Here is a 6,368-nt window from a genome sequence, read left to right as displayed (position 1 = left end):
ACTTGTTCCCAACGATTAAAACGGGGGCCAAACCAAGCCATTGCCATTAATCCCAGACTCACCAATAATGATAGCCAACGTAACCAGAAGACACCCCCGTTACGAAATAAACTAAACGCCGCCCCAGTATTAGTCACGAATGTTAAGTGAAAAACATCTGGCAAAAGAGGTAAGGTTTCTCCCAGTTCAAAATGTTGTACCACCCAGAATTTTGTCAGGTGATCCAAAATTAAACTGGCAACGGCAACGATCCAAAAATAAGAATTTTTTTTCAATGGCATGAATGAGTTATCAATTGTAGGGGCAGGGTTCTCCCACCCATAATCAGTTATCCGTTATAAACTATTAACTGATTTGGGTTACTGTTTGTTTTAATAAAACATTAATCTCCTTAAAATATAAGATAAAACGGTAACGGCACAACTAACAGCTAACTGACCGGGTAGAGGTTGGAGGGAATATTTTTCAATGGCTTCTGAAAGGAGAATTCCTGGGGCAATCACTCCATGAATTAAGCTAGTTAAGGTTAAATAAATTAACCCGACGCTATGAATTGTTAATAATCCACATAAACAACTAAAGGCTAATAATTCTAATTTGGGTAACGCTTTAAACGCTAAAAATCCACAAATCCATCCCCCCGGAACAAACCCTAATAAATAGCCAAAGGTGGGTTCTTTTAAATAATCAATACCTCCACCTTCTGAAAAAACAGGTAATACCGTTAATCCTAAAGCCAGATAAGCAATTTGGGACATGGCGGCTGCATTTTTTCCGCCCAAACAACCCACTAACAAAACGGCCCCAATTTGATAAGTCACCCCTAAAGAATGAACTTCAACCGTTTCTCGTTGCCATAGCCAAGAAGGATCGGTGACAAAGGCTTCTAAAAAAGTGCCACCAATCGTTAATAAAACACCGATAATCGCCCAGAGAAACTCAAATGGAGCCGTCACAACAAACAAGGGTGAGCCTTTAGGAAAAACGAGGAACAGGAGCTTCACCGCCGACGAGTCCCAAGGATGCTAACATCGCTTGATCTTGTTCAGGCGGTTGACCCAATGTCGTTAAGTAATGACCAATTAACATGGCGTTAATACCGGATTTTAAGCCTAACCCTTGCAGTTCTCCCATGATGGCTTCCCGTCCTCCGGCATAACGGAGAATTTGTTGCGGCAGAATTAAACGGAAAATGGCGATCGCTTTTAAGGCTTCATAGGGATCAAGTTTTGGGTTTTCAGATAACGGCGTTCCTGAGCGGGGGTTTAATAAATTAATCGGAACAGACTCTACTTCTAACTCTCTTAAGGAGAAAGCTAAATCAATCCGATCTTCCCAGGTTTCTCCCATCCCGATAATTCCACCTGTACAAGCTTGAATTCCTGCGGCTTTCAAGTTTTTGACCGTTTGTACCCGATCTTCCCACGTATGGGTGGTGACCACTTGGGGATAAAAAGCTTTTGAAGCTTCTAAATTATGGTTATAACGGGTCACACCTGCCTCAGCTAAGGCTTGAGCTTGTTCTAAAGTTAATTCTCCTAACGCACAACAAGGTTTAATTTTGACTTCTTCAATAATCCGGTGAACGGTTTCTAAAATTTGTTCAAATTCTGAAGATTTCGGACTATTATATTTAATTCCTCGTCCCTGGGAGACTAAACAAAACCGCGTCGCTCCCGCTTCGGCTGCCGCTTTGGCATGGGCTACAATTTCATCAGAGGACTTTAACCCATAAATCGGAGAATCTTGACCTGGATGATGAGCCGATTGGGAACAAAAACCACAGTTTTCCGAACAGTTCCCTGATTTAATATTAACAATACTACACAGGTCAACGGTATTGCCGCAGCAAGCTTGACGGACTTGATCAGCGGCTTGACACAGTAAGAGAATTTGTTCTTGATCTTGAAGATGGCTTAGAGCTAGGGCTGCCTCTCGGCTGATGGGATAGCCGGATATAATCCCCTCAACTAAACGATTGAGCCAAGTTTGCAGGTCTTCTAAAGTTTCCCAATGCTGAGGAACTTCCAACCCCAAATCACCGTCGGAAGAGAAACGGTTAAGGGCGGGCTGTGCTGTAACTACATTGATCATCGAAAATTTTGGGTAGAAACCCCGTCCCTTCGACAAGCTCAGGGCAAGCTCTTCTAGGACGGCTTTGCATTAATTTGAACTAGGATTAGAATAATTAAAGCCACGATGACCTTAATTGACGGGTGAGATTCCCAGTGGTGGGACGCTCTAGTTAAAGGGCGTTTAACCGAAATGGTTGAACCAGTGTTGACACTCTAGTTCTAGCCCCCACAAGCAGAAACGATTAAGCGAGTGAGTAAAAAACGACTTAAAAGTAGGCTCAGACCCTTCGGGGCGAGAGAGTAGAGGCAATTGGCATCGCCTGTCGCACGACACTAGAACACGCCTAAGAAGGGTTTTGGGAGTTGTGGTTCGAGCAATGACCATCGGGTTATCTCCTTCTAAAGAATCCTCGCACTTATAGGGCGAGGTGTGTCAAGCTGGAACTGCCATTTATCCAAACTGAGTTATTGTATCACCAAAGCATACAGAAGACGCTTAAGCATTAACCTCCAGCTTGATAATCCGGGTTTTTTGGGTTAATCCTTAACCTTTCCTTTACCTGAACTTGTTACAGAGACGGTATTCTCTACGGTAGCGACTCTAACAACACATTGATTTTTTTTATGCTATTCCGTCTCAGTTCTCTTAATCGCTCTCGTCAGTTTGTTGCTCAATGTTCAGCCTTAGCCCTGAGTTTGAGTTTAGCGGCCTGTGGTGGGTCGAATACCACCACCACAACGGCTCCGACAACAGGTACAGAGGGAACCTCCACCGCCACCAACACCACCGCCCCCAATACAACCTCTGGTGCGGCTCAATTAATTAGTTTGGAACAACCTGTAAACTTAGTGGGGGCAGGTGCGACCTTTCCGGCTCCTTTGTATCAACGGTGGTTCAGTGATATTAGTGGCGGAACCAAAAACCTACAAATCGATTATCAATCGGTTGGTAGTGGTGCCGGGGTAGAACGATTTGTTCAAGGGTTGGTTCAGTTTGGCGCCAGTGATGTCGCCATGAAAGATGATGAAATCTCTAAAGTCGCCAACGGAGTTTTAATGCTCCCGATGACGGCCGGAAGTATTGTGTTAGCTTATAATGTTCCTGATTTAGCTGAATTAAAATTATCTCAACAAAATCTAGTTGATATCTTTTCAGGTAAAATCACCAACTGGAATGACCCGGCACTCGCTACAGATAATCCGGGTATCACCCTACCTGATTTACCCATCCAAGTTGTTTATCGGTCTGATGGTAGTGGAACCACAGGGGTATTCACCAAAAATTTAAGCGCCATGAGTGAAGAGTGGAAAAATAGTATTGGGGAAGGTAAAACCGTTCAATGGCCGGTTGGAATTGGAGCCAAGGGCAATGATGGGGTAACGGCTCAAATCAATCAAACTCCTGGGGCGATTGGTTATGTGGAATATGGTTATGCGAAAACGGCTAACTTGAAAATGGCCGATTTGCAAAACAAAGCCGGAAATTTTGTCAAACCCACGGATGCAGCAGCAGCAAAAACCTTGGAAGCTGTGGAATTACCCGAAGATTTACGGGCTTTTATCACCAATCCTGATGGTGCTGATTCCTATCCGATTGTCACCTACTCTTGGATCATGGCTTATCAAAAATATGATAATCCTGAAGTTGCCAAGTCTGTTGAAGCCATGATTCAATATGGATTAACTGAAGGCCAAAAAATTAGTCCTGAACTGGGGTATGTACCTCTACCAGCCGCCGTTGTTAAAAAAGTGGCGGAAAAAGCCGATCAAATTAGCCCAGACTTTACAATTAAAGTTGAATAGTCCATGGCTAAAAACGGTTTTAAGTCTGGGATGGAAATCTCAATCCTGAACTTGATTAACAAGGGGTTGTGTTAAGAAGCGATCTGCTCAACTCAACTCTGAAGCAGGTGGAAAGGGGCAGATTCCAAGGTTTTTAACCCTTTCCTACCACCGGATTTGATCTAGGAATTTTCAGGTTTTACTGAACAACCTTGGAGGCAATTGAGATTCAATTGGTTAATCCGAAACGATTAATAGTGTATAATATCTAATGTATGGTTTTACCTAATCACAATGTAACAGGAATTCCTCCATCTCGTTCCCCGATGGAAAAAGCCCTGGATCAAGGGTTTGTCTGGCTAACACGCCTGATGGCTTGGGGTATTGTTGTTGTTTTATTATTATTGGGTTTTCCCATTGCTCAACAAGCCATTCCAGCCATTCAAGAGTTTGGGTTAGGATTTTTATTCGGTAGCGCTTGGAACCCGGTTAACAATCAATATGGTGCGTTTCCCATGATTTATGGGACGCTGGTCAGTTCATTCATTGCGTTATTATTTGCTGTTCCTTTAGGTTTAGGAACTGCGATTTTCTTAAGTGAGGATTTTATCCCAGTTTCGATTCGGACTGCTTTAACGTTTCTGGTGGAATTGTTGGCGGCGATTCCCAGTGTGGTTTATGGTCTGTGGGGAATCTTTGTTCTGATTCCATTTTTAAGACCCTTTCAGATGTTTCTGTATAAAAATTTAGGCTGGATTCCATTTTTTAGTACCCCTCCGGCTGGCCCTGGAATGTTTCCAGCAGGTGTGATTTTAGCTATTATGATTCTGCCGATTATTACCGCGATTGCGAGGGATTCATTAGCGAGTTTACCACCAGATTTACGTCAAGCATCCTTGGGGTTAGGAGCAACTCGTTGGGTGACGATCTTTCGGGTTTTAATTCCAGCAGCATTTTCTGGAATTGTGGGGGGAATTATGCTGGGTCTGGGACGAGCTATGGGAGAAACCATGGCAGCTACGATGATTATTGGAAACTCAAATAATCTCAAAATTTCTCTATTTGCTCCAGCGAATACGATTGCATCTTTGATGGCGAATCAATTTCCTGAAGCATCGGGTTTACAAGTTTCGGCTTTGATGTATGCAGGATTAGTTTTATTTGCTCTGACCTTATTAGTTAATATTGCTGCAGAGTGGATTGTGAATCAAGTTAAGGCTAAATACCAATAACGGAGATTGAAGAAGATGCGAGTTAATTCAGTAATTTATGAAAAATTAAAAATCTGTACAAACTCGATCTTCAAGAATCTAATTAGCTGGAAAAATTGAGTATTTTTTATGTCAAATCTATCAAAAAATCCGAACTATTCTGGCAGTCAAGGCTTGAGTTTAATTCGTAATTCTAAAAGTTCCCGTCACCTGTTTGAACTGCTGATGACTGGGATTGCATCTGCTTGTCTGGTCATTACTTTGATTCCGCTTTTTGCAGTTTTGTATTATGTTGTTGTCAAGGGAGCAGCCCGATTAAATTTAGATTTATTTACCCAGCTTCCGCCAGTGGCAGGTCAAACAACTGGAGGCATTGCCAGCGCTATTCTCGGAACAATTCAAGTGGTTACAATTGCCACCATTATTGCGGTTCCCGTTGGTGTTTTAGCAGCAATTTTTCTCTCGGAATTTGGCGGTAATGGTCAAGTTGTGCGTTGGATTCGATTTATCACCAACGTTTTAAGTGGTGTTCCTTCAATTATTGCGGGGGTGTTTGCTTACAGTTTAATTGTGTTAAAAATGGGTACCTTTTCAGTGGTAGCAGGTGCCATTGCTCTGTCGGTTTTGATGTTACCGACGATTATTCGTACTACCGATGAAGCGTTACAAATTGTGCCCCAAGAAATTCGTTGGGCTTCTGTGGGAGTGGGAGCTTCTAATTATCAAACCGCCTTACAAGTGGTTCTTCCGGCTGCCTTACCTGCGATTTTAACCGGAGTCACCTTAGCCATCGCCCGGGCGGCGGGAGAAACTGCACCTCTGTTATTTACCGTTGTTTACACTAATAATTGGCCTAAAGGGCCTTTGTCTCCAACCCTTCCCTCCCTGGCTTATTTGGTCTATGAATTTGCTAGAGGATTTGATAAAGTTCTACAGGAGTTTGCTTGGGCTGCATCCCTGGTTTTGGTGGCTTTAGTGTTATTAACGAGCGTCATTGCTCGGTTTGCAACTCGTCAAAAACAGTTTTAGGTTGAAAGTTTTAACTTAGGATCGTTTTTCCTAGGGTCGTTTTCACCTGTCATCAGAATTAGTATTGATTAATTCATTAAACTACTTAATTTTGATGTTAAATTTCGGCTTTATTCTATAGTTTAAGGAGTTTTTCTCATGTACGATGTGCATCACTATGCCCCAGTGGAAATGGAAACCGTGATCAAGACGGAAAATATTGATATCTACTACGGTGATTTTAAGGCGGTTCGGGGTGTTTGTTTAGACATTTATAAAAATAGAGTCACTG

General features: G+C 42.6%; 6 protein-coding genes. 3 read left to right on the top strand and 3 right to left on the bottom strand.

What is annotated here, in order from left to right; genetic code table 11:
- From ACKPEB_RS15660 to bioB, 3 genes are all read right to left on the bottom strand, one after another.
- The coding region (locus tag ACKPEB_RS15660) for a signal peptidase II (protein WP_408965867.1) at positions 1 to 281 on the bottom strand (281 nt) is incomplete at its 3' end.
- A gap of 90 nt (positions 282 to 371) precedes the next feature.
- The gene (locus ACKPEB_RS15655; protein WP_408965866.1) at positions 372 to 956 is read right to left on the bottom strand and encodes a biotin transporter BioY; all 585 of its coding nucleotides are present in this window, start codon (positions 954 to 956) and stop codon (positions 372 to 374) included.
- Positions 957 to 975: 19 nt separating this feature from the next.
- The gene (gene bioB / locus ACKPEB_RS15650) at positions 976 to 2,094 is read right to left on the bottom strand and encodes a biotin synthase BioB (protein ID WP_408965865.1); all 1,119 of its coding nucleotides are present in this window, start codon (positions 2,092 to 2,094) and stop codon (positions 976 to 978) included.
- Between the two features lie 605 nt (positions 2,095 to 2,699).
- Between bioB and pstS the strand changes: the two genes are divergently transcribed.
- The 3 genes from pstS to pstA all read left to right on the top strand — a co-directional run bounded on the left by pstS (position 2,700) and on the right by pstA (position 6,097).
- The gene (pstS, locus tag ACKPEB_RS15645; RefSeq protein WP_408965864.1) at positions 2,700 to 3,878 is read left to right on the top strand and encodes a phosphate ABC transporter substrate-binding protein PstS; all 1,179 of its coding nucleotides are present in this window, start codon (positions 2,700 to 2,702) and stop codon (positions 3,876 to 3,878) included.
- 254 nt (positions 3,879 to 4,132) lie between these two features.
- Positions 4,133 to 5,089, top strand: a complete 957-nt coding sequence (gene pstC, locus ACKPEB_RS15640) for a phosphate ABC transporter permease subunit PstC (RefSeq protein ID WP_408965863.1) — start codon at positions 4,133 to 4,135, stop codon at positions 5,087 to 5,089.
- 108 nt (positions 5,090 to 5,197) lie between these two features.
- Positions 5,198 to 6,097, top strand: a complete 900-nt coding sequence (gene pstA, locus ACKPEB_RS15635) for a phosphate ABC transporter permease PstA (RefSeq protein ID WP_408965862.1) — start codon at positions 5,198 to 5,200, stop codon at positions 6,095 to 6,097.
- Positions 6,098 to 6,368: the final 271 nt, after the last annotated feature.

This window comes from Planktothrix sp., from assembly GCF_046067725.1.
GTDB lineage: Bacteria > Cyanobacteriota > Cyanobacteriia > Cyanobacteriales > Microcoleaceae > Planktothrix.
This window is presented reverse-complemented; position numbering and strand designations above follow the sequence as displayed.

What these genes read in the sequence shown, in the direction of transcription:
- bioB (WP_408965865.1), bottom strand. Translation starts at nt 2,094, where the DNA reads ATGATCAATGTAGTTACAGCACAGCCCGCCCTTAACCGTTTCTCTTCC.
- pstS (WP_408965864.1), top strand. Translation starts at nt 2,700, where the DNA reads ATGCTATTCCGTCTCAGTTCTCTTAATCGCTCTCGTCAGTTTGTTGCT.
- pstC (WP_408965863.1), top strand. Translation starts at nt 4,133, where the DNA reads ATGGTTTTACCTAATCACAATGTAACAGGAATTCCTCCATCTCGTTCC.
- pstA (WP_408965862.1), top strand. Translation starts at nt 5,198, where the DNA reads ATGTCAAATCTATCAAAAAATCCGAACTATTCTGGCAGTCAAGGCTTG.